The organism is Mesobacillus thioparans, from assembly GCF_965138835.1.
Lineage (GTDB): Bacteria > Bacillota > Bacilli > Bacillales > Cytobacillaceae > Mesobacillus > Mesobacillus thioparans.
In genome coordinates this window covers 153,984-179,169 of record NZ_CBCSFH010000005.1, presented here as the reverse complement: position 1 = coordinate 179,169, position 25,186 = coordinate 153,984, and the positions used below count along the sequence as shown (strand labels likewise).

Genomic DNA, 25,186 nt, shown 5'->3' with positions numbered 1-25,186 from the left:
CGCTATATAAATGAACATTCCGCTATCGGGCGCCTGATTTTACGACTAGCTGGCTTGTAAAAAGAAGACGATCAATAGGTAACCGGACGATTTTTAACACGAAACGCCATAATTATCGTTTACTGAACCTTTCTTTGAGGAAAATCCATAAAAAAACGTTTTCACCAGAGGGATGTTGTTTTTGTAATAAATTCGTCAATTCTTGGTTAGGAAATGGCTATTTGTCGTGCTATTCTATGTTGTGTAGATTTTCACAAACGGATTTATTTGGAGGAATCATCTGTGGACGGCATAAAGGGTTTGCTTGAGGAACCGTTAATTTTATTATTTGTGATCTTATTTTTAGGCTCTGCGCTGGGTGAAATCAAAATACGCGGACTAAGTCTCGGAACGTCCGGTGTATTGCTGGCGGCCATGGTGTTCGGGCATTTCGGCTACCAGGTGTCACCGGTTATCCAGCAGCTGGGACTCGGCTTATTCATCGTGGCCGTGGGCTTGTCAGCAGGACCGCGCTTTTTCCGCATGATGAAAACGAGCGGGATTGTGTTTGGCATCATTAGCTTGCTGATCGTTCTGGTTGCTTCCATAACAACGATTATCGTGTCCAAGCTGTTCCATCTGTCGCCGGCATTGAGCATCGGCATCATGACGGGCGCGCTGACTAGTACACCAGGTCTTGCCGCCGCCCTTCAGGCCACTGGCGATCCGCTTGCCTCAGTCGGCTACGGGATTGCCTACCCATTCGGCGTCCTCGCAGTGGTGCTGTTCGTGCAGCTATTGCCGCGCGTACTGAAGGTCGATCTTGCGGAGGATTTGAAAAAGAAATCAGGCCCTGTCCGCAACGATGAGTCGCCTGAAGTCATCACGATTGAGGTGACCAGTCCTTCTATTAATAAAAGAACGCTAAAAGAGCTCAAATTCAATCGAAACAACTCGGTCGTCATCAGCCGGGTCATCCGCGGCGACCGGAATATCATCGCCCTCAATGATACCGTTATTCTGGTAGGGGACAGGCTAGTCGCTGTCGGATTGCCAAACGATTTGAAAAAGCTTTGCGGGGAGATCGGCCGTGAAGTGGAGACGAACACCGTAAACCATGACAACGTAGAACTCCGCAAAGTTACGGTGGACGCACTAGAATTGATTGGGAAGACCATCAAGGAACTTGAACTAAGACGCACATATGGTGTAACAGTTACCAGGATCGAACGTGGCGGCTTCGAATTCAATCAGAATCCAAAATGGCGTTTGGAGCGCGGCGATGTCCTGGCGCTGGTCAGCAGCAAAGACCGCTTGGATGATGTCGAAAAGCTGTTCAGCAGAAAAAAACTGACAGTGACCAATATCCACATTTTATCGCTGAGCCTTGTAATGCTTCTTGGCGTCCTAGCTGGGATGGTGCCAATTCATTTTCCAAAACTGGGGACAATCACATTCGGTGTCGCCGGCGGACCGTTGTTCATTGCGCTGATTATCGGCCACTTTGGAAGACTTGGACCGATCCGCGCGCGCTATTACCAGCCGTCGAACCAGGTCATCCGTGATATCGGACTAGTCCTGTTCCTTGCCGGTGCCGGTACGACCGCCGGAAAAGGCATCGTCCAGGTCATCCAGCAGGAAGGCTTCAATCTCGTCATCGGCGGAGCGATCATCACGATTCTGCCCGTGGTCGCCGGCTTTTTCATCGCCAGAAAGCTCTTCCGGCTCAGCATCATTCACTCATTAGGCGCCTTATGCGGCGGAATGACAAGCACCCCTGGACTCGGTGCGACCAACCAGCTGATGGACTCAGAAGACCCAGCCATCGCCTATGCCGCCGCCTATCCATTCGCGCTGATCTCAGTCGCGATTGCCTCACAGGTTTTGATTTTCTTTTTATAAGAACCGGGGTGAACATGAAATCCATATTGTCGAAAACATGGACCATGGGTTCGGAACTGCTTACACCCATGACTCCATCAACCTAGAAGAAAGATTATTTGAAGTCGAAAAACCGATCTTCCAGAGGCTGTCATCTGCCTTCCTGGCTGCAGAGATATTCTTTAACGATAGAAGTCCCATTACCATAGTGGTAACGGGACTTCTCTTTTTTTTTATAGGAAATACACTACCCAACAAACAGCCTTATTTTTGGAAACACTTTAAGTGCCGTATTATAAAATACATCCTCATGGTGCTCCGGAGGGATCAGGTCCTTGATAAAATCGATGTAAGGTCCGATCGGGATCAGCGGCCAGTCTGTGCCGAACAGCAGCTTATCGTATGAATCGGCAAATTCCAATGCATGGCGCAGGTGGTCGAGGAAACGCCCTTGACTGCGCTTATCCAATTCCGCTTTCGTCCCGACGATCAATCCTGACAGATCAGCAAAAACATTCGGGTTCTTATAAATGATTTCCGCACCGGTCAGTGTCCATGGATCCCCAAAATGGGCCATCATGAAATTGACATCTCGATGATTGACCGCGACCTCGTCAATGGCCATCGGATGGGAATATTTCAGATATCCGCGTTCCGAATACGTATCGCCAGTATGGAACACGACCGGAAGCTGGTATTTTGCCGCTAGCTGATAGACGGGTTCATACACAGCGTCATAAGCATAAAACGGATAGTATCCGAGATAAATCTTAATTCCGACTGTCTTCGGATTTTGCAGTTCTGTCTCAAGTCGGGTGAGCGCTGCCTCATCAAGGTCGTACGGATTCACCCCGGCACACCAGAAGATATTAGCTGGAATCTCAGCTTCCAAATCCAATCCCATCGGCGTCCGGGCTTCATAATCCGGGAACCCCATCTTGTCGGTTTCGGTCAAACCCATGCCAATTCCGAGAACCACATTGGCATCCTTGAACTCTTGCAGGATGCCGGCTGCGGAATAGTCGACGAACGACAGCTTCTCGGCCGTTTCATAAAAGGATTTTATATTTGATAGATGGATATGGGCATCGATGATTTTCATGTTTTCTCCTTTTAAAATTGGACTCTTCTCAGCTTTTTCAACAGATTTGCTGACAATTTGCGGTCATCAAACAACAGGAACAGCGGAGCGCTTTTTTCAAAATTGCCCTGATGTTTGGAAGTGAGCTGGAGCACTTCTTTATTCGTATATGCCTCGGTAACTCCCGCATCGTTGTTAGGAACAAGATAAAGCTTTTCTTGTGAATGAACCGTTCCGATATAGGAGTCGCCATCAAGCAGCAGCGGAATCTCCTCACTGCCAGGGTGGTAGGTGCGCATGGTTTTGTCATCGTCCACGGAAATCCTGAAGTCTGCCAGATTATCAGCTCCGGCAAAGATATCTGTCATCCACTCTTCCTTGGCGATATTTTTGCCGGCATCATTCACGACCTCGGCAAAAGAAGCGAATACCGGCACGCCTGGAAGCAGTAAGTAATATTGAACATACTGAACGCCTTTCCAATCTTTATGCTCCTTGAATTCGGTGGTGATCCCTAGACCCATCCACTTGTTGCCGTCATTGTCCTTCCGTTCGACCACGGAAGCGGTGCTGTTTTCTTTTAACAATGAGAAGGTGTTGATTCCGTACGGCGCTGTCTTCATGCCGCCAGCCCATGGATTCCACCAGCTCTTCGCCGTCGGTTCAGGATAAGAATGGGCGAGCCATTCCTGGCCGTTCACCTGGAGTGAGTAAACCCCTGGATAAAAATCAGGATCTGCCTTCAGCTTAATGACACCATTATCAACAGTGAAACCTCCGCCTTCAATGCCAGAAGAAACCGTGCCAGCAGGAGACAGCAGCAATTCCGAGAATCCGGCCTCCGTCCCGTTTCCTTCATAAAAAGCGTCAACGATAGAAATTGGCCTCCATTGCAGATCGGAGGTAACGGAATAAGCCGTCCTCTCCAAATCAGAGTTGATGGCATGATTTTCATTTTCTATGGTAAGCTTGCCATCCAGGTAGCTGTTCCTGTATGTTTTTAACGTAAAAGTTGGCTCGGCATCAGGACGGACGACCAACTGCTCCGCCTGGAATCCGAATTCGCCTGTCGTCTCCGGCTTTTTAAAAATTGAAGTCTGGTTTGCATAGGCCATGAATTCCTCGAAATTCTGGAACGCCCCAAGTGACAGCGTGATTTTTTCTGTAACAGCCTTCGCACCGGGTTCCATTTTGCCGAATTGGTCCTCAATCACAAACTGCCAGCCCTCAGGAGCTGCGTTACTTTTTTCAGACCAGCTCAGCCCGATTGGACCTGAAGAACCCTCGGAAAAATACCAGTTTCCTGTGATCATCTTGGAATCCAGATCCCCGAACTCGATGATGCGATTGCCGGAAAAATGGACAACCTGATTGTCCAGCGGGAAATAGGCCTGCTCGATCTCCTGATAGACAGGCTGGCTGAAAGCAACGTTCTCGTGGGCCAATGTTCCCTGATTTTCAATTTCGGCCCACGTATGGATGATGCCGTCCCCAAACAAACGGTAGGTCTGAGTTAAAAGGAGACCTTCCATTTCGCCTGAAGCCAGCTTTATTTTCAGATCGATGGAATCATCATTTGCTTCCCACGTGACTGATTCCGGGCTTTTTTTCGTGAACTCGAGAGAATAAGGCTTCCCGAGCTTCGGTGTCATGAATGCAAAAGGCTGCTGTCTTTTGGGATTTTTAGCAGCAGTCGTCAACAGGTCCCGCTTGCGGACATTGATTTGGCCAAGACCATTGAAGATATGCCAGAAATCCTTCGATTCCCCGCCGAATTTCTCGCCCATCCCTTTGAACGCAACAGAAATCTCCTGTTCAAAGGTTAGCTGAGCACCGTTTTCTTTTGTGGCGGTAATCTTCAATTCAGGGTTGTAAAAACCATACTCTTTTACTGTTAAAGGAACTGTGATAGTTTTTCGTCCGTTCGCAGGGACATTTACACGGTAAGTATCATTCTCTAAAACTACCTGTCTTGTTTCAGGGAATTGTAAAAGGAACTCCGCGTCATCCCGCAGATTGTTTTTCACTTCTACTTGAATCGTAGTTTCTTTGTTTAGAAAACTGAGATTGCCGTTGTAACTGGCTTCAATTTTTGCCGGGTCGATCGGGAAGATTCCCAGTTTCAGCTCACATGCAAGCCCGTTCACCAAGACCGTAGTATTGACGCTTGGGTGGGTCCGCCAGTTGCTTGGTTCCTCACCTTTTCTAACGGTAAAAACTTCCGAAATAGTAGATTCATCAAGTACTACTACATCAGAGTCGAATTGGTAAGAGACACGACCTTCGGAGGCGCCGCTTGCTTTAAAACTGAGTGGCTCACTGCTTTTGTTGACAATCCTGATTTCGAATTTTCGTTCTTCCTCCTGGATGACTTCATGGTCGGCCATCTTCATTTCGAGAAGGAAGTCATCTGTTTCAACGAGCGACATGCCTCTGCTTGTTCTCTCGAATTGAACCCTGGCATTAACGTTTCCGTTCTGCCAGCTATATTCATAGAAGGTAAAGCCATTTTCCCTGATTCCGTCCGGCTTCACTTCTATCATTCTCGTACTGTCCTCATACCAATCCAGCTTTTCGAACACTGGCTGCAACAGTGGCGTGTTCAGCACTTGCGGAATGAAATTCATCAAATGGGTTGAATCATCCCGGTCTTCCCAGAAAAAGCCGCATTTTTTATACAGTGGTACCGCCTTCGTGTTCCCGGCCCATGTGTAAAGATCAAGCCGTGGCCAGCCAAGTTCCACGGTTTTTACCAGCGCATGAAGCACGAGCTTCTTGCCGATTTTGTGTCCTTGATAATCCGGGCGTACATTGAGCAGGGGAATATACAGTGAACCTGTATCCTCCTTATACTCCGACAGACCGCAGTATCCGACGACTTCTTCACCGTCCAGCGCGAGGTACAGCTCGATATTGTCCGAGTTCGCTTCCTTTTTCTTGACCTGCTCCTCCGTCATGACGCGCGTATCACCGCCCCAGCCATCACGGCTCAGGTTCCACATCTTAGCGACCCTTGCCGCCAATCCATCGTGGTATTTCTCAATTTGAATCACCTTGTTCAATTGTGTCACGTCCATTCTCCTCTCTTAACTACGGGCCATCTTCCTTTTTAGATAAAATAAGCTGCTTTTTTGCATTGTCCATGTTTATGACCTCCTTTGATTTGATGGGAGTGTACTAAGCACTCCATCTTCATCGTAAAGGGAAATTTTGCTAGTGTAAAGAAAATTCAATCTATTTAGTTTGCAAGATTTTTAGATATAATGAAGAAAAAGAGGAGTGAGGCTTTATGGAACAAACGATTCATTGGGCAATCCTTGAATATGATCAAGGAAAAATTTATATTGCAGCAACGTCTAAAGGTCTATGCTATGTCGGATCGCCAGAGGAAGACTATGAGCAAATGGTAAAAAAGTTCCCGGGCGCGGAATTCACAGAGAATGCAGAAGCACTGGAACCATACTCAGGTGAATTGAAGGAATATCTGGAGGGAGCACGCACTGATTTTTCACTGCCGGTCGATGTAAAAGGAACCCCCTTCCAGGAAGCCGTCTGGACAGCATTGAGGGAAATCCCTTATGGTGCGACATATACATACTCAGACATCGCCGAAAAAATCGGCAAGCCCGCCGCAGTAAGAGCAGTCGGAACCGCAATTGGCGCAAACCCCGTCCTGATCACCGTACCCTGCCACCGGGTAATCGGGAAAAATGGGTCGATCACAGGGTACCGAGGCGGAATTAAGATGAAACAGCATTTGTTGGAGTTGGAGAAAGAGTATAGTAAGCGTTGATGTGCCTGAAAAAGGTGAAAGTCGCAGATTACAGTCACAAGTGAAGCTGACATGTGCCCGAAAAGAGGGGAGACACAGGTTTGGGTCACAAGTGAAGGTAACATGTGCCCGAAAATAGGGGAAGACACAGATTTGGGTCACAAGTGAAGCTGACATGTGCCCGAAAANAGGGGAAAACACAGATTTGGGTCACAAGTGAAGGTAACATTTGCCCGAAAATAGGGNGAGTCNCGGATTTCGGTCACAAGTAGAGCTAAAATGTGTCCGAAAAGAGGGAGAATCACAGATCTCGGTCACAAGTAGAACCAACTGTCCCTGAGCAGGTGAACCACCAATAATCACATCAGATAAACTCAAATTGTAAGAAATCTGCCATACATCTCTCACACTTTTTCTGCACCCAAAAGCTATAATGAACCCAAATGGACGGTTGCAGGATACCAGAGAGCTGATGGGGGCGATTGAATGAAGAGTTTGATTGTTTACTGCTCAACGCATGGTACGACAGCAAAAGCGGTGCATCTTTTACGAAAGCAGATTGATGGGGATGTCATTGCCATCAATCTTGATAAAACGAAGCTTCATTCGGATTTGGAGCTGTTTGATTCGGTGATGATTGGCGGTTCCATCCATGGCGGCAGCATCCAGGGGAAGATTAAGAAGTTCATGAAGGAGCATGAGGATGTGCTCCAGAGGAAGAATCTTGGATTATTTCTCTGCTGCATGAGGGAGGGGAAGGACGCTCACGAGCAGTTTGAATCGGCGTTTCCGGTTAAACTGAGGGAAGCGGCAATAGCGAAGGGGCTGTTCGGCGGCGAGTTCATTTTTTCGAAAATGAATTTCTTTGAAAAAATCATTGCGAAAAGTGTCAGCGGAGAGACAGAGGATCTGTCGAGGTTCGATGTGGAAGCAATCCTTGATTTCGCCGATGCATTCAATCGGAACCATAAATATTTACCTGTTTAGAGTTGGAGGCTTTAATTAGAGCCTTCATTTTTTTTTTGGGGATAATCAAACGAATAAGAATAAATTGACAGCCGAAGAAACAAAGAATCTTTGATTATGAAACCTTTGTGCCGGGTAAACCGTACATGTATGAGGCTGAGCTAGAGTATTTGATTTATTTACTCTGGACCAGTAAAATATATTCTGACAAATTTTTTTTCGGAGAGTGAATTTTTTTGGAAGTTCCCATAGGTTTAGTCATTTTATTAGGTGTTTTAATTCTGTTGTCTGCCTTCTTTTCTTCGGCAGAAACCGCTTTTTCCAGCGTCAATAGAATCAGGCTGCGAAACTATGAGTCTGAAGGCCGCGCTGGCAGCAAGAATGCTTTGTATATTTCGGAGAACTTCGATGACGCGCTGTCTACAATTCTAGTAGGTAACAATATCGTGAACATTGCGGCGGCGAGTATTTCATCCAAGGTAGCTGTCGATCTGTTCGGTGCAAGCACAGGTCTTATCATCAGTACTTTTGGTATGACGATCTTGATTCTGATTTTTGGTGAAATTTTGCCAAAGTCGATCGCGAAGGAAAATGCAGAAGCTTATTCGTTAAAGATTTCCGGTATTCTTTTGTTGCTGATTAAAGTCCTGACGCCGATCAATTTCTTGTTCAGTAAATTGAAGGCATTCGTATCGAGATTGTTCTCGAAGGACGGGGAAGCCCAGCCGTCTGTCACTGAAGAAGAAATCAAGGTGATGGTCGACATCAGTGAAGAAGAAGGCGTCATCAACAACGAGGAGAGGGAGCTTGTACACCGTTCCCTGGAATTCAACGATGTTCTTGTCGGCGAAATATTAACACATCGAATGGATATGATTACAATCGAAGTAAACCAGTCCATCGAGGAAATCAAGCAAATCTTCCTTGAAGAACGCTTCTCGCGGATCCCGGTTTATGAAGACAATATAGATAATATCATCGGCTTCTTGTCTGAACGTGAGTTTTTTGCCGAGTTGATCCAGAATAAAGAGGTCAATGTGCGTGAAATGCTGCGCCAGCCGATGTTTGTGGTGAAATCAATGAAAATCGCCACGCTGCTGCCTGAGCTGCAGAGAACGAAGAGCCATATGGCCATCGCTGTAGATGAGTTTGGAGGCACGAGCGGCTTGATCACACTTGAAGACATCCTTGAAGAGCTGGTCGGCGAGATCTGGGATGAGCATGATGAGAAGGTCAATATCATGACAAAAATCGATGAGAGCACGTATGAGTTTGAAGCAGCCTACGATCTTGATGACTTTGCCGAATTGTTCAATGTGCCGATGCCAGAGACGTCGTACCATAACCTCGGCGGCTGGATTTTTGAAACACTGGAGAGCATTCCGGTAAACGGCGACACATTCGTTTATGAAAACCTGCGGATCATCGTAAAAGAAGTAGAGAATCATCGTATCCGTAAAATTAAAGTGGAAATCATGCCCGTTTTAGAGGTAGAAGAATAAAAAAGAAGGTGGAATCAGGCGTTTTAGATGCCTGGTTCCACCTTTTTTGTTTACAGGAAAAATTATTCTCTTAACGATGAGCGATAATCTCGCGAAGATTACCGGTAATTGCACAATAAAGCTAGGGAATTGCGCGTAAAATGATGCTAATTGCACGTAAATTCATGCTAATTGCACCGTCTTCCTATTATTGTAAAAATACTAGCAGCAAGCAGCATCCCCGCCACAGCAAGCCTCAGCTTTTTCTTCTGTTTCCTCAACTTCTTTTATTTCCACGCTGCAGCAATCAGACTTAGAGTTGCTGCCCAACAGGATTTTAATAAAGTTAGCCATTGAAATCACCTCCTTTCATCAATGAATTTTGATTAATTAAACGAAGTAAAACACAAACCCAGAGATGGTGGACATTGTGATCACGGATGCAATGAAGGCGATCACAAGCTGCTTTTTAAAGATTGATTTTAACAGGATGACTTCCGGCAGGCTGGCGCCAGCTGAACTGATCATCATCGCCATTACCGGACCAAGCGCCATTCCTTTTAAAATCAGCATTTGCGAGATCGGGATCATGCTTGATAAGCGGATGTACAATGGGATGCCGGCGATTGCCGCTACCGGGATGAGCCACCAGGTATCGTGCCCGAACCATTTGGTGATGAAATCCGTTGGCACGAGGCCGTGGATGACCGCACCGATCGCAGCGCCTATCAGCAAGTAAGGGTATACGCTTTTCATCAGCGCCCAGGTTTCATTCAAAGCGTAACGCCAATTGAATTTCTGATTCTTTTCTTCATAACCAGACATAAGGACGTTTTTTACATAACGTTGGAACCCGAGTTTATCAAGTGAAAAACCGATGATGACCGAGAAAATACTTGTGATGACGGTGTAAATGATCGTAACCTTCCAGCCCATAACGACACCCATTATGGTTAAAATCGTCGGATCCAAAACAGGCGAGGCGAAAAGGAAAACCATGACGATTGAAAAAGGGATTTTCTTTTTGAGCATATTGACGACGACCGGAATCGTGGAGCATGAACAGAATGGTGTGATAAAAGCGAACAGGATGGCGGCAAAGCTGGCCAGCACCTTATTGCCCCCTGTCAGTTTCTTTTCGATTTTTTCATAAGGAATGTAACCCTGAAGCAGGCTGATCAAGAAGGAAATCCCAATAAAAAGCACGGTCAATTCAAGGGCTATCCATAAAAAGCTTTGAAGAAATTCAATCATATTCTTCTACCTTCTTCCTTTAGCAATTAGCTGGTACTGGGCAGCATGTTGGCTGCTGTTTTTGTTTCCGTGAGAACAATGGGAAATGCTTCGTTTCAGGCTGTTCAAAGAACTTCCACGCGTTGCTGGCTTTCTTTTCAACTTCTCGCTGTTTTAACTGTGCCAGAGCTTGATAATCGTGATAAAACATGTATATCCTCCCCTTAATCAAAATATATTGATTTATTTATCAAAAAAAATTGATTTATCCTTTGAAAAGTAAACCTAACTATCAACAGCTAGGTCTGAAAAGGCAGCAAAGCTCTGGAGATAATAAGTGATTGATTTCTTTCGTGTTTACGGTGTAGTAGCTCCAGGTTCCCTTTGTCTCTTTTTGGATCAGATTGGCATCAAGCAAAATTTTTAAATGATACGATAATTTTGATTGCGGCATGTCAATCAGTTCACTTAGGTCGCAAACGCAGCTGGAGTCTTGCTGGCAAAGAAGATTGAGGATGTGCAGGCGTTTTTGGTCGGCAAGGGCTTTGAATTTCTTTTCATATTTTTCGAAGGTGCTTTGTAGCGGCGGTTCCTTAGGTGCTTTAATGTCAGTTGTCAGGTCTGTTAAAGGAATGAAATTTTCCACTGTCAGCTCTCCTTAATCAAAATCTCTTGATGTATTGTATTATATTTCCTTTAAAACCATTTTGCAACCGTTAAATCAAAATTTTTTGATTTATAATTCGTGAGTCAAAAAAATGTCATAAACAAAACTATAAAACTAGAAAAATAGTTATATAATACAAATAGGAGGTGCAGTGAATGAGTTGCAGAACAGGATGGGAAATTAAATCGTCAGAATCCATGCAAGGAATCATTTCAGAAGCCGAGAAAGAATTCCCAGTAGTGAATGCTTCAGAAGAGCTTGAAAGCACGGCGGCATTTTTCAAGTCACTTGGAGATGAAACACGGCTTAAGATCATTGCCTTATTATGGTTCGATGACCTATGCATGTGTGAAATTGTCGATGGGCTGTCAGGTGCCGCTTCGACGGTCAGCCACCATTTGAAGATCATGGAAAAGGGCAGGCTCATCAAATCAAGAAAAGAAGGCAAATTCACTGTCTTCAGTCTGGATAAAGACAGGCTGGCACCGCTGATTCCATATATAAAGAAGGCGATCTAAATGTTTTATGAAATGGCCAATTGGCTTGTCGTCGATGTTTTGAACATGGAGCTGTCCTCCAGAATTGGGGGAGCATTGCATTTTTTCATTTACGACACGACAAAAATTTTGTTCCTGCTGGCAATCATGATTTTTGTGATCTCTTTCATCAGGAGCTTTTTCCCGCCCGAAAAAGTCAAAGAATGGCTTGAAGGCAGAAGGAAGGGAGCTGCAAGTGTCATGGCAGCCGTCCTGGGTGTCCTGTCACCATTCTGCTCTTGCTCGACCGTGCCGTTATTTATTGGCTTTGTTGAAGCCGGTATCCCGTTAGGTATCACATTTACGTTCCTGATTTCATCACCGATCGTCAATGAAATCTCGTTAGTCATGCTATTTTCTATTTTTGGCTGGAAAGTAGCATTGAGCTATGTTCTTGCCGGAATGATTTTGGCGATTGTAGCGGGTACCATCATCGGCAAGCTGAAAATGGAAAAGCATGTTGAGCCATATATCTATGAAATCGCTGCTGGGCAGGAACGTATCATGGAGCCTGAAGAAGGTTCTGAATCGTTTGCCGAAAAAATAAACGCTCTATTTACCCGGGAGGAGCTTGTAGAAAGAACCACTTTCGCAGCCCGGAATGTTGTGGAGACAATGCAGAAGATTTGGCTGTATCTTTTGATTGGCATTGGCATTGGCGCGTTCATACACGGATATGCCCCGCAGGAACTGCTTGTCAAATATGCGGGGGAAGGGAATTTCTTTGCGGTGCCGATTGCGACGATTTTAGGTGTACCGTTATATTCGAACGCTGTCGGGTCTTTGCCAATTGTTGAAGCATTATTGAACAAAGGTGTAGGTGCCGGAACGGCGCTGGCCTTTATGATGGCCATCACTGCCCTGTCATTTCCAGAAATGATTCTGCTCAGGAAGGTAATCAAGCCGAAGCTGATTGCTGTATTTGTTGGTGTTGTTGCTTCGGGCATCATCATTATTGGCTATGGTTTTAACGCCATTCTATAATTTTTGAGGAGGAATTGAACAATGAACATTAAAGTTTTAGGAACAGGCTGTAAAAAATGCCAGGAGCTTGAAAAGAATACTCGTGTGGCTGTCGAAGAGTTGCAGCTTGACGCGCAGGTAGAAAAGGTGGAAGACATCAGGGAAATCATGAAATACAAAGTCATGAGCACTCCAGCCTTGGTCATTGATGAAAAATTGGTTTCCACAGGCAAACTTCTTTCTGTGAATGAAGTAAAAGCTATGCTTGCTTAGGCAGATCGATGAATTGTGTAAAACGCTTTGGGTATACCCAAAGCGTTTTTATATGGAGTTAAATAGGATTCGCTGCATTGGACTAAAATAACGGTAATAGAGACCTTTACAAAACCTTAATATTTTCTTATATGAAACAATATTGACCATATAAGCAAATCATTATATGATAATACGGTAATTGGAGGTGGAGAGTAATTGAGTAAGCAAAGTATCGAAATGAATCAGGCTGCGGCGATTTTGAAGCTGCTTGGTGACAAAACGCGTTTGACGATGATGGGGATTCTGGCTGACCAGGATTGCTGTGTCTGTGAGTTTGTGGCGATTTTTGAAGCCAGCCAGCCGGCGATCAGCCAGCATATCCGTAAGCTGAAGGACGCGGGTCTGGTAAAAGAAAGCAGGAGGGGGCAGTGGGTATTTTATTCACTGAACCGGCAATATGAACATTTCGAATTTGTTCAAATGCTCTTGGATGCACTGCCAAGCCAGGAAGAAAAATTAACAGAACTTGAAAAGCAGGGAAAACGGATTTCCTGCGAATAACGGAGGGTATGAAAATTGTCCACAGCAATCATTGCTTCACTGATTTTCCTAGTGACGCTGACATTGGTGATCTGGCAGCCTAAGGGGCTGAGCATCGGCTGGTCTGCTATCGGTGGGGCGTTAATCGCTTTATTATTTGGTGTTGTTACTTTCCAGGACGTAATCGACGTAACCGGAATCGTCTGGAATGCAACACTTACATTTATTGCACTGATTATTATTTCACTTATATTGGATGAAATAGGATTTTTCGAATGGGCGGCTTTACATATGGCGCGGACTGCAAAAGGAAACGGCGTCAGGATGTTTGTCTACGTTACCTTGCTTGGTGCAGGTGTGGCCGCGTTATTTGCTAATGACGGGGCGGCATTGATTTTAACCCCGATTGTCCTGGCCATGGTCCGAAACCTGAAATTCGAAGAAAAAATGGTATTCCCATTCATCATGGCAAGCGGGTTCATAGCCGACACGACATCATTGCCGCTGATCGTCAGCAACCTGGTGAATATCGTTTCTGCTGACTACTTCAATATTGGGTTCGTCGAATATGCATCACGCATGATCGTGCCGAACATCTTCTCATTGGGTGCCAGTATTTTGGTGTTGTATTTATTTTTCCGAAAAAGCATCCCGAAGAACTACGAGATGTCACATTTGAAAAAGCCGGCCGAGGCGATCAAGGATCAGAAGATGTTCCGCTTATCGTGGATTGTGTTGGGAGTCCTGCTCGTTGGTTATTTTGCGAGTGAATTCCTGAACATCCCTGTTTCCTTCATTGCCGGGGTTGTTGCGATTTTCTTCTTGATGATGGCGAGAAGGAGTCCAGCTGTCCACACGGCTACGGTTGTAAAAGGGGCGCCGTGGGCAATTGTGTTCTTCTCGATTGGAATGTATGTAGTCGTTTATGGACTGCGTAACGCTGGTTTAACGAACATTCTTGCGGATGTCATTCAGGCAGCGGCTGACCAGGGCTTGTTTGTTGCCACGATTGGCATGGGCTTCATCGCTGCGATTCTTTCTTCAGTCATGAACAATATGCCAACTGTCATGATTGATGCGCTGGCGATTGCAGATACTAACACAACAGGTGTTGTCCGTGAAGCGCTGATTTATGCGAATGTCATCGGATCCGATTTAGGACCGAAAATCACTCCGATTGGCTCATTGGCGACACTATTGTGGCTGCACGTCCTTTCATTGAAAGGCGTCAAAATTTCTTGGGGCACTTATTTTAAAACGGGAATTATCTTAACCATTCCTACTTTGTTCATTACATTGGTAGGTCTATATATTTGGTTGCTAATTATCTAACAAGGGAGCGAATCTACTATGGCTAAAAAAACAATCTACTTTTTATGTACAGGAAACTCTTGCAGAAGCCAGATGGCTGAAGGCTGGGCAAAAAAATATCTTGGTGACGAGTGGGAAGTTAAGAGTGCGGGGCTTGAAGCGCACGGCTTGAACCCAAATGCCATTAACGCCATGCATGAGATTGGCATTGATATTAAAGGTCACACTTCTGATGTGATTGACCCAGAAATCTTGAACAACTCTGACCTAGTGGTTACACTATGCGGCCATGCAGATGAGCATTGCCCGGTGACACCTCCACATGTAAAACGCGAACACTGGGGTTTTGATGATCCTGCCAAAGCGGAAGGAACGGAAGAAGAAAAGTGGGCTGTGTTCCAGAGCGTGCGTGACCAGATCGGCGACCGCATCAAGACGTTTGCTGAGACAGGGAAATAAAATGAAGCCAGGGGGAAACTCCTGGCCTTTTTCAAAGGAGGAAATGTGAATGAACAAAAATTATCAAGCGCTAGTCCCAGGGCGGATTTTTATTGGCGGGGCAGATGCAATCCCGGAACTGCTGGAGAATGAAAAAATCGATATGGTGTATGATTTGCGTGCGGAAAATAAGGAAGGTAATTACGATTATCCACGCACCCATTTGCCAATGTATGATAATGACTCACAGCAGGATGAGTCGGTTGTAAAGGCGTTGGATGAGGTTGCGACTGCATACGAGTCCGGGAAAAACATTTACTTCCATTGCTCAACTGGCAGAACACGGACAGGCACGCTGGCGGCAGGTACTTTGCTTAAGCTGAATCAAGCAGACAGCATCGAGGAAGCGAAGTCGAAGGCACGAGAAGTCCGCGAAGTCCTGAATCTTAATTCCCAATTGATCACATCCCTAGAAAGAATCTTCCCTGAGAAAAAATGAAGATAACGGACAAAGCACGTGAGCAATTAAGGAAGAAACAGGTGTCTTGCATTCGACTTTACTTTGGCGGCATCAGCTGAAGGAGCTCCAGAATTGGACTGGCTCTGGATGAGCCGGATGAAGATGATGAGATTATGCTCGTCGATGGAATCAAGGTCGCAGTGGACCCTTCAATCGAATATGAAGCAAAAACGGTGACAATTGATTATGTAAAAGGTGATTTTGTACTGACAAATAAGAATTTTTGCTGACAGCCGCAGAAAATTGGTGGCTGTTTTTCATTTCTTATTGAAAATCGCTTAGCATAAAGTTTATTTGGCGAAAATTAAAATTTATCGACCACATTTCTAGATTTTTTGGCGGATTTCAAATTATTTCGACCACATTTCCGATTTATTCGACCACATTTTGAATTAATTCGACCAAGTCGTTCATTTCGCTAAAAAAAGCCCGGGCACGCAGCCCGGGCTTCCACTTATTCACCACAAATTCGGTTTCACGACCATGAACCAGAGCATCGACATCAAAAGAATAATGTACGTCCAGATGGTGCGCTTCAATTTCGCGGCTAATTCCTGCTTGTCCGCTCCTTCTTCGGCAAATTTCCGAAGTGTTGGCGAGAATGCCCGTGCCAGGAAAAACAGGGAGGCAAACAGCAGCGCCAGAGTTCCGACAATCCACGGTGTTTTCCATGTCCATGGGCCGAGGATGACGAGCAGAACCCCTGATCCAATCAGCACATGGCCGGCATGCTTGGACAGCCGCACGACTGACTTCAGCAAAGCCAAGTGGGATTCCAGTTCTCTCCCCACAGCATCAGGCAGTTTTTTTACGATTGGCATCAAAATAAAAAATGGGCCAATCGAAGCAATCACGCTTGCGACGTGAAGATAAATGATGATTCGGTACAATAAATCCATTGCTTATTCTTCGACAGGGCTGAATTCATGCACCCAGACGCGCATTTGCGGAAGCCATGGCATTCCCGGGTGATAAGAAAGGATCGACTGCTTGTACTCATCTACATTTTCAAAGCCTTCGCGCTCGGCATCGGCATCTGTCAATTCTCCAAGTGATTGAGAGTAGACATTGTCCACGACAAATTTCTTTCCCTTTAACTCCATCACTTCGCCTACATCGGCATAACGACCGTTACGGCGTGTCGCTGTTTTCGTGCCTTCCAGTACTTTATTAATGTCGTCTTCCATAGTGACCAGACGCTCGATCTCACATGTTTTTGGCGGCAAAGCATTGTTTTGTTCTGTCATTTAAAAAACTCCCTTCCATATGTTCCTATCTAATGTACCATATTTGTAAAAAAGAAAGCCAAGCCATATAACCTGAAAATAGTGTTTTTAAAAGTTTTTCCCAAAATATCGGAAATAGAGTGTAACATTTTACATGGTTCATCGTTTTAGTAGCGAGATTTTAAAAATAAGGGGCAGTTGTATGGACGAAAGCAGAAGGAATGAACTCGAAGATTTGTATAGGAAGTACACGAAGCCCCTGTATTATTTTTTGCTGAAGCTTTCAGGGTCGCCGCAGCTTGCCGAGGATTTGACCCAGGAAACATTTGTCCGGGCAACGATTTCGCTTTCTTTTTACGAAAATGAGGATGTCAGGGCCTGGCTGTTCAAAGTGGCGCGTAATGCTTACCTGGATGAATGGCGTAAGCGGCAGCGAAGGAAATGGGTGCCATTTGCCGACTATTTGTTTGCGAAGGTTGAGATGGCAAGTCCTTATGGGCTGCCGGAGGATGAGGCGATAAAGGCGGAGACCTCCGATGACCTGCAGCAGCTGATGACTTTTTTGCCGGAACAGTACCGGTCGATCCTCTATTTGCGCGAGGTCGAAATGTTCAGTTACCAGGAAATACAGGAAGCGCTCGACCTGTCGGAGAACCAGGTAAAGGTGACACTGCACAGGGCACGGAAAAGGCTCGCGCAAATGGCGGAAAAACAAGGATGGAAGGACGATGAACATGGAATGGACTAAGGACAAGGAAAAGAAAATACTTTTTAAATATCGATTTGCATTGACGGTGAAGGTCATTAAGGTCATCCTGGCCACGCTGTTTTTCTTCTGGCTGTATATGTTGATTGTTTCAATCAGCTATGACGCCCTGGGGCTAGACAAAAAACATATTTTTTACAGCAGGGTGGCGATGGATTGGACGCAGCCGAATATGCAGGAGGAGTTTGGCACCATTGAATCAGCCGAAATCACCCCTTTCTTTACGCAAAAGATTTCCTATCCAGTCTTCAAGATGGTCGGAAAGGAGCCGGAACTGGTGGGCACGAATAAGATGGCCAAACGGCTGATCCCGATGTATTCAACGAATACGACGGAATTCCTCAAACCGAAAACCGAAAGTGAATACCATTTTTACCTGCCGGAGCATCCGAAGACCGGGAACAAACTTGAAGCGAATGAGGATCCAGCGGTCTGGACCAAGCTTGAGAAAGTCCATGAAGGCACGGTTGCCGAGCTTTCTTTTTCAACAAAAGAGTATATGACCCCAGAAGAAATGATGGAATTCCTGGAACCCTATGACCTCGATGTTCTTTGGATGCCATTGTATACAGGGGAGCTGAAGGATTATGAAGAAAGCTGGTGGGGCAGCAGTGATTCCTTGTCAGTCGCACCTTTTGGTTTCACAGGTGGACGTGAAGCCAATGACGGATTCAATTCACAGAGCAAATTAAGCCTGGACAAGAAATTCACTGAGGAAAATAAAAAGCTAATGCTGAGACAAATGAAAAACCTGCTGGAAGATGAATCGACCAGCTATCGGGAGAATTTCCTTGGCCTTACCCATTTAGAGGAGCGGTACAATTACTTGATGAAAGAGGGCTTCCAGGTTTACGGCGCAGTCGTGACCGGACCGGTAAAAGAACTGCTCAAACTGAAGGAAAACGAGCAAATTCAGGGTGCTAGCCTAGGGGATATGACGTACTGGAATTGGACAGAGGAATAAAATGAAATTTATGAAGGAGCAAAGGTCTTTTTTAGGACTTTTGCTCCTTCTTTTGCATTTGGAAATATACTAAAATAGTGTTTTCTAGTACAATGGAAGTAGAGGGAGAACAGCTTTTCTTGCTGTAATCGCCTTAAACAAAATAAATACTTTCGAGGGGAAAGCTTGAGCCTGTAGTTCTGAATCAGGCATAGCCTGCTGGATCGTTATCGATGTCTGGCGGCTGGGGAGATGAGAAAGATGTTCACTAACTTTGATAGTATTGATGAGCTTAAACGAAGTGTCTACATGTGGATGCTGCCGATCATCACGGTTGCCCTTGTCATAAATAGCTTCCTGAATAATCAGAGCCAATTTGATATGATCATAAACTTCACACTTATTTTTTGGTTTTCTGTTAGCTGGGTCCTGGCATTTATCAATCGGGGAATCCGGTTTGGAGAATATTCCAACTTATTATTAGTCAGCCTATATCATGTCTTTACCTTGTATGACGTTGTCCACAACGATCTGGCGACAACAAGCGGCTCGCTCGGTGATTTCATCGTATGGATGCCGCTGATCATCATGTTATTCTTCCTTGTGTTGGGAACAAAAAAAGGATTGTATTACTCGATTTTCATCTTCCTGATCACCGTAACAATCGCGGTGGTCCACAGTGGACAAATGACATCAGAACCAATCGATTCCCTGACTCAATTCCATGCAGCGAACATCGTCTATATTCTCGTGCTTTTTTATGCGCAAAATATGTTCCGTGCTTTTACAGAAAGGGATTTCTTTAAAAAGCACGCTTATATCGATTCCCTGACCCGCATTGCCAACCGCCATCAGATTGATGCCTGGCTTGAGGTAAAGCTCGCAGCAGCAGAGGAGGATGAGAAGCCATTTTCGATCATCTTTTTCGATATTGACCATTTTAAAAAGGTTAATGATGAGTTCGGACATAAAATCGGCGACTGTGTGCTCAAGGAATTATCAGCCATTGTTTCTGGCAATTTAACAGACGGAGACCTTTTCGGCCGCTGGGGCGGAGAGGAATTCATGCTGATTATCAATGATACCGGCGGACAAGCATATGAAAAAGCCGAGCATTTCCGCAAAATCGTAGAGAACCATTGCTTTAAAGGAGCAGGCAGCCTGACTGCGAGCTTCGGAGTGACCGATTATCAGTCTGACGATAATATTGAATCATTGCTAAATCGTGCCGATGAAGCATTGTATGCATCGAAAAACAGCGGCAGAAATAAAGTCAGCGTGAAGGAACCATCCTGATTAATTTGGGGTGGTTTTTAAATTTCCAACAATAAATGATTTAACTATATAGATAATGTGGTAAGATAACTATGGCTAGGATTCTTTAAAAATATTATTATATGAAATCGCTTTCAATAGATTGGTAAAAGGAGCAGATCACCATGAAGTATCGTTCTGCATTTGATATTATAGGTCCGGTGATGATCGGGCCATCGAGTTCGCATACAGCCGGCGCTGCAAGGATTGGCCGCGTGGCGCGCACATTGTTCGAGAAGCAGCCGACAAAGGCTGTCATCTCGCTTTACGGTTCTTTTGCTAAAACTTATAAAGGCCATGGTACTGACCGGGCACTCGTTGCGGGAATCATGGACTTTGATACATTTGACGAACGGATTCCCGACGCTTTGAAAATAGCGGAGCAATCCGGGATCGAAGTGGAATTCATTACCGAAGATGCGGTCACAGAGCATCCGAATACGGTGAAAATAAATTTATACGATGGACAGGGCAAGGAGCTAGAAATTATCGGGATTTCCATCGGCGGCGGTACAATCGAGATTACCGAAATCAACTCGTTCAAATTGAAGCTTTCCGATGGCAATCCGGCCATCCTCGTCGTCCATCATGACAGATTCGGTCTGATTTCAGCCGTGACGACCGTTTTATCAAAGCATCAGATTAATATCGGCCATATGGAAGTTTCCCGCAAAGACAAGGGAGACATCGCCGTCATGGTCATCGAAATGGATCACAAACTCGAAGACGGAGTTTATGCAGAGTTAACTGCCCTTGATGGCGTTGACCAGGTCATCCGTCTCGTTGACTAAATATGAGGAACATCAGGAGGGCAAGCCATGTTTCGTAATGTTGCGGAGCTTGTTGAATTAGCTGAAAAAAATAACGTGAAGATCGCCGAAATCATGATTCGGCAGGAAATAGAAGTTTCAGGCCGTACCCGCGAGGAAATCATTGCCCAGATGGACAATAACCTGCAGGTCATGGAACGCGCTGTGGAAAGAGGCTTGAACGGCGTTAAATCCCAGACCGGTTTGACCGGAGGGGACGCAGTCTTGTTGCAAAAATACATCGACAGCGGAAAATCGCTGGCTGGCAATCTATTATTGGATGCCGTCAGCAAGGCGGTTGCCACAAATGAAGTGAACGCCGCAATGGGCATAATCTGCGCGACACCGACTGCAGGTTCAGCAGGCGTCGTGCCGGGGACACTTTTTGCCGTAAAGGAAAAATTGAATCCGACACGCATGGAGATGATTGAGTATCTGTTCACGACAGCTGCATTCGGTTTTGTCGTTGCCAACAATGCGTCGATCTCCGGAGCTGCGGGCGGATGCCAGGCAGAAGTAGGCTCAGCTGCAAGTATGGCCGCGGCGGCAATCGTCGAAATGGCAGGCGGAACACCACAGCAGTCATCTGAAGCATTTGCGATCACGATGAAAAATATGCTTGGTTTGGTCTGTGACCCTGTTGCAGGGCTAGTCGAAGTTCCATGTGTAAAAAGAAACGCAATGGGTGCTTCGAACGCCATCACAGCTGCCGACATGGCACTTGCCGGCATAACAAGCCGAATCCCATGCGACGAAGTCATCGGCGCGATGTACGCCATCGGCCAGACAATGCCATCTGCACTGAGGGAAACAGCAGAAGGCGGACTTGCCGCAACACCTACAGGCAAGCGTTTAGAGGAAGAAATCTTTGGGAAGCCAAAGGAGAAGCTTGTAGATTATTTGATTCAGAAGTAAGCCACTCTCAATCGAGGGTGGTTTTTTACTTTTACATGAACCGAAAAGTCGACAGATTTAGCAGCTTCTCTGCTATATACTGGTAGAAAGAATACATATAATCAGTCATGCAGACTTGTATAACGGAGGGAAAGGGTGTTAAAACGCAGTGTATTTCTCGCAGTGGCGATAGGACTGGCTGGAATGAGTGCAGTCTACGCTGAAACAACGGAAGGTCTTCCCGAAATTCGCCAGAAGCGTCTTGACCTGAAGCAGGATTTCACCGAAAAAGAAGAGCAAATAAAATCAATGGATGCAGCGGAGCAAAAATATCTTTCGGAATTAAAGGCATTGGATGACGAGATGTCGGAGTTGAATCAGGAAATCCGGGACCTGCAAAGCATCATGATTGAGTCAGAGAGAACGGCAGCGGATTTGAGAAATGAAATCGACAAGCTGGCCAACACCTTACAGCATCGAGAGCAATTAATCAAAGAGCGGCTGCGGACGATGCAGACCAATAACGGATTGGGCATGTATGTGGATATAATATTCGACTCGAAAAATCTTTCACAATTATTTGATGCCGCAGTTGCCGTCAGAACCTTCATTAAAGCAGATAAAGATTTAATGGAAAAGCATCAGGCAGATCTTGAGTTGAAGAAAATTCAGGAATCAGAGCTGGAACGGAAAATTGTTTTAATGGAAAAAGACCATCAGGAATTGCAGTCTCTCGAAGCTGAATTGCAAAAAAAGGCTGAAGAAAAACAGAGTTTGCTTGATTCCCTCCAGAAGGAGAAACAAGAATACGAATCGGAATTGATGGACATGTATGAAGTCTATGTCAACCTTGCCTCCCAGGAGATTGCGATTTTAAAAGAAAAACAGAGAGTGGAGTTTAGCAGTGCTCAACCTGAGGTTGGTTTCATCATGCCTGCCAGAGGCGAGCTGACTTCCGGGTACGGTCCAAGATGGGGAAGGCTCCATGCCGGGATTGACATAGCCGATGAGTCTCCGGATTCGATCGTTGTCGCCGCTGCCTCTGGGACTGTCATCCGCTCATACTATTCTGCTACTTACGGAAACTGTGTCCTGATTACCCATAAGATCGAAGGAAGGACCTTCACGACACTATACGCCCACCTGGAAAAAAGCACAGTCACAACCGGACAGAGCATCAAGAAAGGGGAAATGCTTGGCTACATGGGTAATACCGGAGACAGCCGCGGCAAGCATCTCCACTTCGAAATCCACGAAGGACAGTGGAACTATCAAAAATCAAACAGCGTCGACCCGCTGCAATATGTGAAAAAATAAGCCAGGTTTCCTTTGGGAATCTGGCTTGCTCTTTACGTTAACGTCAATGGTATAATTTATTTACTGATTATTCTGTTAAAAAAGAGGTTTTGTTGATGTATTGTATTTCTGATTTGGCCAGGGAGTTTGGCGTCACCACCCGGACCATCCGCTACTATGAAGAACTTGGTCTCCTGAACCCAGAACGTTCCGAAGGAGGCCGGCGCATCTACTCCAGCAGCGAGCTAGCGCGGTTAAAGCTAGTCATCCGAGGGAAACGGTTTGGCTTTTCACTCGAGGAAATCAAAGAGATGATCCTGTTATTTGACGAAGACCGGACAGGTGAAAAACAGCTGAAGCGGACGATTGAGTATGGTGAAGAGAAGCTGGCAGAAGTGAATGAAAGAATCTGTGAACTGGTTGAAATCAAGGAAGAAATCGAAAAGCTGATGATTGAATTCAAAGGGAGGCTAAATGAATGAATTTTTACGAAGAAGAGCCGCAGTTAAGGGCATTGCTGAAGGAACTTTTGGATGAGGAATTTTTCGAGTATGCAGACAGGGAGCTCCTTGCGTTTGGAGAAAAATGCGCCAACGAAATCGACCAGCGCGCCAGGTTCACCGACCGCGAAGGCCAGCCAAAGCTGATCAAGTTCGATGCCTATGGTGACGATATCTCCGAAGTTTGGGTGAACGATGGCTACCGGAAAACTGTTGAGGATTCTTATAATACAGGAATTGTCGGTTATGTTCATAAGGATATCCCCGAACTGGGACGCCGTGGGAATTATATCTATTCTTACGCACAGGGTTATCTCCTGTCCCAAACAGAGGCCGGCTTTTACTGTCCTGTCACTCTGACAATGGCCACCGCTTATTTATTGGACCAGTACGCATCACCAGAGGTAAAAGAAAAATTCCTGCCACATGTTTTATCAACAGGAGAGGCAACATTATATGAAGGGGCTACCTTTCTAACCGAACGACAGGGTGGGTCAGATGTTGGTGCGAATGTGGTAAAGGCAGTCCAAACAAGTGAAGGCTACAAACTCTACGGTGAAAAATATTTCGCATCAAACGCAGGAATGTGCGGAGTTGCGATGGTTCTGGCAAGAAAAGAAGGAGCTCCATCCGGCACAAAGGGTCTAACTCTGTTCGCCGTGCCGTGGCGGAAAGAAGACGGAAAACTGAACGGCATCAAAATCCGAAGGCTAAAAGATAAGCTCGGCGTTAGGGCAGTCCCATCAGCCGAAGTCGAATTTGAAGGAGCAGAAGCTTATGTAGTTGGCGATCCAACAAAAGGCTTTTACTACATGATGGAAGCGTTGAACCTGTCCCGCGTATGCAATACCGTCGCCTCACTCGGCATCATGCGCCGAGCGTACAGTGAAGCTCGGGAGTATGCATTGAAGAGGGATGCTTTCGGCAAAAAGCTCGCCGAATTCCCAATGATCAAAGACTCACTAGTTAAAATGTCTGTAAAACTCGAAATCGAAACCCGAACCGTCTTTAAGTACCTCCCTTTGTTTGAGAAAGTCATGAGGAATGAACCGGGAGTATCAGAAAAGGATATCGTTTTGAACCGACTCTACATCGCCCTACTGAAAAAGGAAACCGCAGAACAAGCAGTTCACTTCGCACATGAAGCAATCGAAATGCATGGTGGGAATGGGTATATCGAAGACTTTGTCACCCCGAGGTTATTGAGGGATGCTCAGGTGTTGACCGTTTGGGAGGGGACAGCTAACATTCTAGGGCTTGAGGTGTTGAGGTTGATTGAGAAGTTTGGTGCTGGAGAGTTGTTTTTGGAGGAGATGAAGACCCTGATTGCTGGGATGGATGGAGGGCATGTCGGCCAGGTGCGCGGTGGAATAGCACAGCTTCATAAGTTGCTGGAGTCTCTGCAAACAGCATCTCAAGACCATAAGACGTTTCACTCAAAGCGGATGGCTGAATTGATGGTGAAGATCTTTGAGAGTGTGAATGCGTTAGAATATGCAGCAGGTGGGGATGAACGGGCGCAGAAGGTGATGGATGTCTATATAGAAGAAACTTGGAATTCAGGATATGAATTTAGTGAACAATTAAATCCAGTGAATTATTTTCATGAGATAGTTAGCGAATCCTTACCTCAAGGAAAATCCTTGGTAAAATAGCCATGCAAAAGCGTCTCCTTATTCAGGAGGCGTTTTCTGTACGATTGCCGTTCTTTATATATAACAAATCGTTCTATTTAAATTACAAAATATTAAGAATACGGAAGATAATAAGAGATAACGAACGATATTTGTGCGTTATTAAGAAGAAATGGCCGAA

At 45.5% G+C, this 25,186-nt stretch carries 27 protein-coding genes; 19 read left to right on the top strand and 8 right to left on the bottom strand.

Translation table 11 applies throughout. The features are described from left to right. Window positions 1–282 precede the first annotated feature (282 nt). Window positions 283–1,881, top strand: coding sequence for an aspartate:alanine exchanger family transporter (locus ACNAZ4_RS10875; RefSeq protein ID WP_415814394.1), 1,599 nt, complete (start codon window positions 283–285; stop codon window positions 1,879–1,881). A gap of 226 nt (window positions 1,882–2,107) precedes the next feature. Here ACNAZ4_RS10875 and ACNAZ4_RS10870 read toward each other — a convergent pair whose 3' ends face one another. Beyond that, window positions 2,108–2,962 carry an amidohydrolase family protein gene (locus ACNAZ4_RS10870; protein ID WP_415814392.1) on the bottom strand — a complete coding sequence of 285 codons (855 nt, stop codon included), beginning with the start codon at window positions 2,960–2,962 and terminating at the stop codon, window positions 2,108–2,110. 11 nt (window positions 2,963–2,973) lie between these two features. Further along, entirely contained in the window at window positions 2,974–6,012 is a 3,039-nt protein-coding gene (locus ACNAZ4_RS10865) for a GNAT family N-acetyltransferase (protein ID WP_415814391.1), read from the bottom strand. A 218-nt stretch (window positions 6,013–6,230) separates the two neighbouring features. On the opposite strand from ACNAZ4_RS10865, the gene ACNAZ4_RS10860 reads away from it, so the two are divergent. From ACNAZ4_RS10860 to ACNAZ4_RS10850, 3 genes are all read left to right on the top strand, one after another. Next, window positions 6,231–6,734 carry a methylated-DNA--[protein]-cysteine S-methyltransferase gene (locus ACNAZ4_RS10860; protein ID WP_415814390.1) on the top strand — a complete coding sequence of 168 codons (504 nt, stop codon included), beginning with the start codon at window positions 6,231–6,233 and terminating at the stop codon, window positions 6,732–6,734. Between the two features lie 465 nt (window positions 6,735–7,199). Next, window positions 7,200–7,700 (top strand): flavodoxin domain-containing protein, encoded by a 501-nt coding sequence (locus ACNAZ4_RS10855; RefSeq protein WP_415814389.1) that lies wholly within the window; start codon window positions 7,200–7,202, stop codon window positions 7,698–7,700. Window positions 7,701–7,915: 215 nt separating this feature from the next. Then, window positions 7,916–9,181, top strand: coding sequence for a hemolysin family protein (locus ACNAZ4_RS10850; protein WP_415814387.1), 1,266 nt, complete (start codon window positions 7,916–7,918; stop codon window positions 9,179–9,181). A gap of 201 nt (window positions 9,182–9,382) precedes the next feature. Here ACNAZ4_RS10850 and ACNAZ4_RS10845 read toward each other — a convergent pair whose 3' ends face one another. From ACNAZ4_RS10845 to ACNAZ4_RS10830, 4 genes are all read right to left on the bottom strand, one after another. After that, window positions 9,383–9,514: a hypothetical protein gene (locus ACNAZ4_RS10845; protein ID WP_415814385.1), complete on the bottom strand. Its 132-nt coding sequence runs from the start codon at window positions 9,512–9,514 to the stop codon at window positions 9,383–9,385. Between the two features lie 36 nt (window positions 9,515–9,550). Further along, a complete protein-coding gene (locus ACNAZ4_RS10840) occupies window positions 9,551–10,414 on the bottom strand; it encodes a permease (protein WP_415814384.1) in 864 nt (287 codons plus the stop codon). 19 nt (window positions 10,415–10,433) lie between these two features. Beyond that, window positions 10,434–10,604 carry a hypothetical protein gene (locus tag ACNAZ4_RS10835; RefSeq protein ID WP_415814383.1) on the bottom strand — a complete coding sequence of 57 codons (171 nt, stop codon included), beginning with the start codon at window positions 10,602–10,604 and terminating at the stop codon, window positions 10,434–10,436. 81 nt (window positions 10,605–10,685) lie between these two features. After that, the gene (locus ACNAZ4_RS10830) at window positions 10,686–11,000 is read right to left on the bottom strand and encodes an ArsR/SmtB family transcription factor (RefSeq protein ID WP_415814493.1); all 315 of its coding nucleotides are present in this window, start codon (window positions 10,998–11,000) and stop codon (window positions 10,686–10,688) included. A 215-nt stretch (window positions 11,001–11,215) separates the two neighbouring features. Here ACNAZ4_RS10830 and ACNAZ4_RS10825 point away from each other — a divergent pair, with 215 nt between their 5' ends. The 7 genes from ACNAZ4_RS10825 to ACNAZ4_RS10795 all read left to right on the top strand — a co-directional run bounded on the left by ACNAZ4_RS10825 (window position 11,216) and on the right by ACNAZ4_RS10795 (window position 15,602). After that, entirely contained in the window at window positions 11,216–11,578 is a 363-nt protein-coding gene (locus ACNAZ4_RS10825) for an ArsR/SmtB family transcription factor (protein ID WP_415814382.1), read from the top strand. Then, window positions 11,579–12,580 (top strand): permease, encoded by a 1,002-nt coding sequence (locus ACNAZ4_RS10820; protein WP_415814381.1) that lies wholly within the window; start codon window positions 11,579–11,581, stop codon window positions 12,578–12,580. A gap of 21 nt (window positions 12,581–12,601) precedes the next feature. Then, the gene (locus ACNAZ4_RS10815; RefSeq protein ID WP_415814380.1) at window positions 12,602–12,832 is read left to right on the top strand and encodes a thioredoxin family protein; all 231 of its coding nucleotides are present in this window, start codon (window positions 12,602–12,604) and stop codon (window positions 12,830–12,832) included. 219 nt (window positions 12,833–13,051) lie between these two features. Further along, window positions 13,052–13,375: an ArsR/SmtB family transcription factor gene (locus ACNAZ4_RS10810; protein ID WP_415814491.1), complete on the top strand. Its 324-nt coding sequence runs from the start codon at window positions 13,052–13,054 to the stop codon at window positions 13,373–13,375. A gap of 15 nt (window positions 13,376–13,390) precedes the next feature. Then, entirely contained in the window at window positions 13,391–14,686 is a 1,296-nt protein-coding gene (locus ACNAZ4_RS10805) for an arsenic transporter (protein WP_415814378.1), read from the top strand. Between the two features lie 18 nt (window positions 14,687–14,704). Beyond that, window positions 14,705–15,124, top strand: coding sequence for an arsenate reductase (thioredoxin) (arsC, locus tag ACNAZ4_RS10800; RefSeq protein WP_415814377.1), 420 nt, complete (start codon window positions 14,705–14,707; stop codon window positions 15,122–15,124). A gap of 49 nt (window positions 15,125–15,173) precedes the next feature. Next, window positions 15,174–15,602 (top strand): protein-tyrosine phosphatase family protein, encoded by a 429-nt coding sequence (locus tag ACNAZ4_RS10795; protein ID WP_415814376.1) that lies wholly within the window; start codon window positions 15,174–15,176, stop codon window positions 15,600–15,602. A gap of 479 nt (window positions 15,603–16,081) precedes the next feature. Here the strand turns inward: ACNAZ4_RS10795 and ACNAZ4_RS10790 are convergent, their stop codons facing one another. Both ACNAZ4_RS10790 and ACNAZ4_RS10785 read right to left on the bottom strand, forming a co-directional pair. Continuing rightward, on the bottom strand, window positions 16,082–16,522 hold the full coding sequence (locus ACNAZ4_RS10790; protein WP_415814374.1) for a hypothetical protein: 441 nt from the start codon (window positions 16,520–16,522) through the stop codon (window positions 16,082–16,084). Between the two features lie 3 nt (window positions 16,523–16,525). Beyond that, the gene (locus ACNAZ4_RS10785) at window positions 16,526–16,870 is read right to left on the bottom strand and encodes an ASCH domain-containing protein (protein ID WP_415814372.1); all 345 of its coding nucleotides are present in this window, start codon (window positions 16,868–16,870) and stop codon (window positions 16,526–16,528) included. 181 nt (window positions 16,871–17,051) lie between these two features. Between ACNAZ4_RS10785 and ACNAZ4_RS10780 the strand changes: the two genes are divergently transcribed. The 8 genes from ACNAZ4_RS10780 (at window position 17,052) to ACNAZ4_RS10745 (ending at window position 25,026) form a co-directional block, all read left to right on the top strand. Continuing rightward, window positions 17,052–17,597, top strand: a complete 546-nt coding sequence (locus ACNAZ4_RS10780) for a sigma-70 family RNA polymerase sigma factor (protein WP_415814371.1) — start codon at window positions 17,052–17,054, stop codon at window positions 17,595–17,597. Further along, on the top strand, window positions 17,578–18,579 hold the full coding sequence (locus ACNAZ4_RS10775) for an anti-sigma factor (RefSeq protein ID WP_415814370.1): 1,002 nt from the start codon (window positions 17,578–17,580) through the stop codon (window positions 18,577–18,579). Before ACNAZ4_RS10780 ends, ACNAZ4_RS10775 begins: the two co-directional genes overlap by 20 nt. A gap of 240 nt (window positions 18,580–18,819) precedes the next feature. Continuing rightward, window positions 18,820–19,854 carry a GGDEF domain-containing protein gene (locus tag ACNAZ4_RS10770; protein ID WP_415814369.1) on the top strand — a complete coding sequence of 345 codons (1,035 nt, stop codon included), beginning with the start codon at window positions 18,820–18,822 and terminating at the stop codon, window positions 19,852–19,854. Between the two features lie 143 nt (window positions 19,855–19,997). Further along, window positions 19,998–20,663, top strand: coding sequence for an L-serine ammonia-lyase, iron-sulfur-dependent subunit beta (sdaAB, locus tag ACNAZ4_RS10765; RefSeq protein ID WP_415814368.1), 666 nt, complete (start codon window positions 19,998–20,000; stop codon window positions 20,661–20,663). 27 nt (window positions 20,664–20,690) lie between these two features. Then, window positions 20,691–21,596 (top strand): L-serine ammonia-lyase, iron-sulfur-dependent, subunit alpha, encoded by a 906-nt coding sequence (gene sdaAA / locus ACNAZ4_RS10760; RefSeq protein ID WP_415814367.1) that lies wholly within the window; start codon window positions 20,691–20,693, stop codon window positions 21,594–21,596. 135 nt (window positions 21,597–21,731) lie between these two features. Next, on the top strand, window positions 21,732–22,892 hold the full coding sequence (locus tag ACNAZ4_RS10755) for a murein hydrolase activator EnvC family protein (protein WP_415814366.1): 1,161 nt from the start codon (window positions 21,732–21,734) through the stop codon (window positions 22,890–22,892). A 95-nt stretch (window positions 22,893–22,987) separates the two neighbouring features. Continuing rightward, a complete protein-coding gene (locus ACNAZ4_RS10750) occupies window positions 22,988–23,353 on the top strand; it encodes a MerR family transcriptional regulator (RefSeq protein WP_415814365.1) in 366 nt (121 codons plus the stop codon). Then, the gene (locus ACNAZ4_RS10745; protein WP_415814364.1) at window positions 23,350–25,026 is read left to right on the top strand and encodes an acyl-CoA dehydrogenase family protein; all 1,677 of its coding nucleotides are present in this window, start codon (window positions 23,350–23,352) and stop codon (window positions 25,024–25,026) included. Before ACNAZ4_RS10750 ends, ACNAZ4_RS10745 begins: the two co-directional genes overlap by 4 nt. The last annotated feature ends 160 nt before the right edge of the window (window positions 25,027–25,186 follow it).

Excerpts from the sequence above, each read along its gene's own strand:
- ACNAZ4_RS10870 (WP_415814392.1), bottom strand. The coding sequence starts at position 2,962 with ATGAAAATCATCGATGCCCATATCCATCTATCAAATATAAAATCCTTT.
- ACNAZ4_RS10860 (WP_415814390.1), top strand. The coding sequence starts at position 6,231 with ATGGAACAAACGATTCATTGGGCAATCCTTGAATATGATCAAGGAAAA.
- ACNAZ4_RS10855 (WP_415814389.1), top strand. The coding sequence starts at position 7,200 with ATGAAGAGTTTGATTGTTTACTGCTCAACGCATGGTACGACAGCAAAA.
- ACNAZ4_RS10845 (WP_415814385.1), bottom strand. The coding sequence starts at position 9,514 with ATGGCTAACTTTATTAAAATCCTGTTGGGCAGCAACTCTAAGTCTGAT.
- ACNAZ4_RS10840 (WP_415814384.1), bottom strand. The coding sequence starts at position 10,414 with ATGATTGAATTTCTTCAAAGCTTTTTATGGATAGCCCTTGAATTGACC.
- ACNAZ4_RS10835 (WP_415814383.1), bottom strand. The coding sequence starts at position 10,604 with ATGTTTTATCACGATTATCAAGCTCTGGCACAGTTAAAACAGCGAGAA.
- ACNAZ4_RS10825 (WP_415814382.1), top strand. The coding sequence starts at position 11,216 with ATGAGTTGCAGAACAGGATGGGAAATTAAATCGTCAGAATCCATGCAA.
- ACNAZ4_RS10820 (WP_415814381.1), top strand. The coding sequence starts at position 11,579 with ATGTTTTATGAAATGGCCAATTGGCTTGTCGTCGATGTTTTGAACATG.
- ACNAZ4_RS10815 (WP_415814380.1), top strand. The coding sequence starts at position 12,602 with ATGAACATTAAAGTTTTAGGAACAGGCTGTAAAAAATGCCAGGAGCTT.
- ACNAZ4_RS10810 (WP_415814491.1), top strand. The coding sequence starts at position 13,052 with ATGAATCAGGCTGCGGCGATTTTGAAGCTGCTTGGTGACAAAACGCGT.
- arsC (WP_415814377.1), top strand. The coding sequence starts at position 14,705 with ATGGCTAAAAAAACAATCTACTTTTTATGTACAGGAAACTCTTGCAGA.
- ACNAZ4_RS10795 (WP_415814376.1), top strand. The coding sequence starts at position 15,174 with ATGAACAAAAATTATCAAGCGCTAGTCCCAGGGCGGATTTTTATTGGC.
- ACNAZ4_RS10790 (WP_415814374.1), bottom strand. The coding sequence starts at position 16,522 with ATGGATTTATTGTACCGAATCATCATTTATCTTCACGTCGCAAGCGTG.
- ACNAZ4_RS10785 (WP_415814372.1), bottom strand. The coding sequence starts at position 16,870 with ATGACAGAACAAAACAATGCTTTGCCGCCAAAAACATGTGAGATCGAG.
- ACNAZ4_RS10780 (WP_415814371.1), top strand. The coding sequence starts at position 17,052 with ATGGACGAAAGCAGAAGGAATGAACTCGAAGATTTGTATAGGAAGTAC.
- ACNAZ4_RS10775 (WP_415814370.1), top strand. The coding sequence starts at position 17,578 with ATGAACATGGAATGGACTAAGGACAAGGAAAAGAAAATACTTTTTAAA.
- ACNAZ4_RS10770 (WP_415814369.1), top strand. The coding sequence starts at position 18,820 with ATGTTCACTAACTTTGATAGTATTGATGAGCTTAAACGAAGTGTCTAC.
- sdaAB (WP_415814368.1), top strand. The coding sequence starts at position 19,998 with ATGAAGTATCGTTCTGCATTTGATATTATAGGTCCGGTGATGATCGGG.
- sdaAA (WP_415814367.1), top strand. The coding sequence starts at position 20,691 with ATGTTTCGTAATGTTGCGGAGCTTGTTGAATTAGCTGAAAAAAATAAC.
- ACNAZ4_RS10750 (WP_415814365.1), top strand. The coding sequence starts at position 22,988 with ATGTATTGTATTTCTGATTTGGCCAGGGAGTTTGGCGTCACCACCCGG.
- ACNAZ4_RS10745 (WP_415814364.1), top strand. The coding sequence starts at position 23,350 with ATGAATTTTTACGAAGAAGAGCCGCAGTTAAGGGCATTGCTGAAGGAA.